This is a genomic window from Phyllobacterium sp. (assembly GCF_037994425.1).
In the GTDB taxonomy this organism is placed as follows: domain Bacteria; phylum Pseudomonadota; class Alphaproteobacteria; order Rhizobiales; family Rhizobiaceae; genus Phyllobacterium.
This window is the reverse complement of the sequence record NZ_JBBNAM010000165.1, coordinates 1-3624: the sequence shown is the minus strand read 5'-3', so window position 1 is coordinate 3624 and position 3624 is coordinate 1. Positions and strand designations below refer to the sequence as shown.

Below are 3624 nucleotides of genomic sequence, written 5' to 3'. Positions count from 1 at the left end.
GTTATGCCATCTCGGATTTGATGTCAGGTTCAAGAAGCTCTGGGAGTTCTACCTCTTCTATTGCGAGGCTGGCTTCCGGTCGGAATATATCGACGTGAGACAGGTGTTCTACAGGAAATGAAGCAGCGATCCGGTAACACACCAAAGGGCGTCTACCCACAACCACCAACAGGTGAGCATGCAATTGCCCGCATCACGATTGAAAGTGCGCCGGGGCGTCGTTTCGGGGTCTCTGAGCGTCGAGCGGCGGGCATATCTGCGGGACGAAATCTCAGCAGAGGCGCCGACGTACCAAGAGCGTCAGATGAGACTGCAAGGCCCGCAGTTTTTCTCACTTTTATCGGAAGTGATCCCCGGACACGAAACTGAGCCTTGAGGGCATTTGCTTGCGGGCGCTTCTCGACTAACGTCTGATCGCGCATTTCAACAAATTCAAGGAGAGAGCGATATGCCCACGATCACTACAAGCGATGGCGTCGAGATTTTCTACAAGGACTGGGGCTCGGGACAGGCAATCGTCTTCAGCCACGGCTGGCCGCTGTCGGCCGATGACTGGGATGCGCAGATGATGTTCTTTGTCAATCAAGGCTATCGCGTCATCGCCCATGATCGACGCGGTCACGGGCGCTCAAGTCAGGTCAGTGACGGTCACGACATGGACCACTACGCTGACGACCTCGCAGCCCTGACGCAAGAGCTTGACCTTAAGAACGCCATTCACGTCGGCCACTCCACCGGCGGCGGGGAAGTGGTGCACTATATCGCCCGCCATGGCGAAACACGCGTAGCGAAGGCGGCGCTCCTGAGTGCCGTGCCGCCGCTCATGGTGAAAACAGACGCCAATCCCGGCGGCCTGCCCAAGGATGTATTCGACGACTTCCAGGCACAGCTTGCTGCGGGTCGCAGCGAATTCTACCACGCCGTGGCTGCCGGTCCGTTCTATGGCTACAACAGGCCGGGCGCGAAGCCTTCCGATGCGGTAATCAACAACTGGTGGCGGCAGGGCATGATGGGTGGCGCCAAGGCCCATTATGACGGGATCGTCGCCTTCTCCCAGACCGATTTCACCGAGGATCTGAAAAAGATCACCGTCCCCGTTATCGTGATGCACGGCGATGACGACCAGATCGTTCCCTATACCGATTCCGCGCCACTGTCGGCAAAACTCTTGCAGAACGCAACGCTCAAGACCTACAAGGGCTTTCCGCACGGGATGCCGACGACCCATGCGCAGACCATCAACGCTGACCTTCTCGCGTTCTTCAGGACGTGATTGTATTGGCGGGGCCGACCACTGGCCCCACCACCCGCACCGATAGGGCAGCCCGGAACTTCAAGCTTCATTTCGCAAAGTTGTATGAACACCGTCCCTGCGAAACGATCGGGCGCAAGGGAGGGCAATCCGCTATTTGAAACTGATCGATGCGAACGATTGGCTGCATCAATGATTGCGCCTCGATCTATCGCTTGACAGTTGCCATGTCGACCAAGCCCACACTATGACCGAGCTCCCGTAAGATCTTGGTGGCCTCGAGCGCTGATGGACCATGGAACCGATGGCGATGATCGTCAATTCGGAACCCTCGAAATGGGTAATTGCCTTTTTCGAATTTGAACGGCAGTCATTCAGGGGAGACAACCGGATCCCTCCCGCTCAGCTCTGCGGGCGAAACCTTGGCAAAAGCGCCAATTCACCGCGAGCGTCTGATGCGACCGCCCGATCCCGGCCCAAGATCGCAAACGCCAGATGGAAGCGCCAAATGGCTTCCGTTGGGTATGGTGCTGAGGGCCTGCCCGCAGATGCACCTCTAAAAAAAAACGTTGTCGCTGACGCTTTGCACATGCGACGTTCCTTGGAGGCGCTGATATCGTTCGATCCATGCCAGGGTTGCCACATCATGATCGGCTCATGTCGATCTTGACCTTGACTACATCTCCGGGCTGCAGCGTGGTACCTTCTTCAGCGGGAAGCTCCTCGGTTTTTCCATTTGAGTTCCGGACAATGCTGTATTGCATTACCGGAGCATCCTCGGAGTTGCCATGACCCATGGCAGCCGGCGCGTTGACAAGTGCCTCGGTCATCAGGTTCCTGTTCATCCCAAGCTTGAGATTGCTCTCGTCAATCGCGGCTTGCGTCGATTGGATCTCGGTGGCCAATTCCGCCTTTCGCTCGTTTTCGAGATCGGTCCCGTTCTGCGTGGATTTGTTGATTTCCTGTTTGGCGCGCAACGAGGCGGTGTCGAGATCGAGAAGCTTGCCTTCCATGTCAGCGATCGACGTTTTTAATCCCATCACGCGTGAATTCACGACAAGCCCCTGGTCTGCCAGTCCTCCGATACTCGTCAATTCCTTGCGTGTCAGATCCATCTGCCGGTTTTGCACGTCCACTTTCTTCGCAAGCGACGCAATTTCATTCTGATACAGCGTCTTGAGTTCGTTGAGTCCGTTGAGCTGGAGATTGAGAGAATTCGTCCTCGACACCATAATGGCAGCTTCATCGTCGATCAGTTTCTTCGCATTGGACGTTTCGATCAAGTCATTCGGGACCTTGATTTCCCGGGCATTGGCCAATTCCGTTTGCAACCTGGCGAGCTTCACAACAAGTCTATCGTGCTGAGCGACAAGAACGTCATAATCACCCCGCGCATTGAAGTAATCCCGTTCGAAACGCTGACCTGTCGTACGCGGCATTCCGCCGGCAAGACTTACGGCCTTGAGAACCGTCATTTCGGGCTCGAAAGGATATCTGCCAGGCGCCTGCACGTCGCCCGAAACGAAAATCGGACGAAATTCGGAAATCTCGACAGAAGCTTCCGGAAGGTCGACGAGGCCCAGTTTTTGCCTGAGATTCTTGGCAATCTCCTTTGCGATCTCAGATGTGGTCTTTCCGCCAGCCGCTATCTCTCCAGCGAAGGGGAGGGACAAGGTGCCAGAGGGTCCGACCCTGTAGTCACCCGTGATCGTTGGCCATTCGCGAAAAGCGCCTTCCGCGGTCTGCCATTCGATCACGCGTATGGTGACCTTGTCCATCGGGCCCAATTCATAATCAGCCGCCTCGGCAACTGTTGCAAATAGCATCATGAGGACAAGCGCGCAGCCGCCAAAAAACTGGAATGTTGCGCGCGACAAGCCGTTACGAATAGCGCCACACACTTTAACCGGGAAAATTGATGGGGAAATCGGGGTCATCTCCGACAATTACTCCTGTGAATAACGCTCGTGGTTCGGTGAAGAAGCTGTCCAGGCCCACCGCTTTTTCCGGAGCGATATCGTTGAAAAAGGACACTCCGGATTGAAACAGCAGGTCAGCATGTTCTTCACCTTGTGCGTTCAATTGCGCGGCTGTTCCAACTACATTCAGGAAAGCCAACTGACCAAAGTCTCGGCAACGGGATGCATCGTCTACATGGTATCGGTGATCCGAGACTGGTTACAACATCCTTCCGGACGGCCCAATTTCAACGGAATGCGTGTCGAAAACATGGCGTTCGTCCGAAGTGATATTTCCTTTGCCCGCACATATGCGTTCGATGACGGACAAGCGCGAATAGCGACCTGACGATAACACAGAAATTGTGCAGTGCAACAGAGACTGCAGGAGACGGGTGAGTTCGACGCGCTGGA

The 3624-nt window shown here is 55.4% G+C and carries 3 protein-coding genes; 1 reads left to right on the top strand and 2 read right to left on the bottom strand.

The genetic code is table 11. The features are described from left to right. The first annotated feature begins 448 nt into the window (after positions 1–448). On the top strand, positions 449–1273 hold the full coding sequence (locus AAAB35_RS12375; RefSeq protein WP_340668584.1) for an alpha/beta hydrolase: 825 nt from the start codon (positions 449–451) through the stop codon (positions 1271–1273). 623 nt (positions 1274–1896) lie between these two features. On the opposite strand, the gene AAAB35_RS12370 is transcribed toward AAAB35_RS12375, so the two are convergent. Beyond that, complete coding sequence (locus AAAB35_RS12370; protein ID WP_340668583.1) at positions 1897–3189, bottom strand: polysaccharide biosynthesis/export family protein; 1293 nt, start codon at positions 3187–3189, stop codon at positions 1897–1899. Beyond that, a complete protein-coding gene (locus AAAB35_RS12365; protein WP_340668582.1) occupies positions 3155–3370 on the bottom strand; it encodes a hypothetical protein in 216 nt (71 codons plus the stop codon). The genes AAAB35_RS12370 and AAAB35_RS12365 overlap by 35 nt, the downstream gene beginning before the upstream one ends. Positions 3371–3624: the final 254 nt, after the last annotated feature.

What these genes read in the sequence shown, in the direction of transcription:
- AAAB35_RS12375 (WP_340668584.1), top strand. Translation starts at nt 449, where the DNA reads ATGCCCACGATCACTACAAGCGATGGCGTCGAGATTTTCTACAAGGAC.
- AAAB35_RS12370 (WP_340668583.1), bottom strand. Translation starts at nt 3,189, where the DNA reads ATGACCCCGATTTCCCCATCAATTTTCCCGGTTAAAGTGTGTGGCGCT.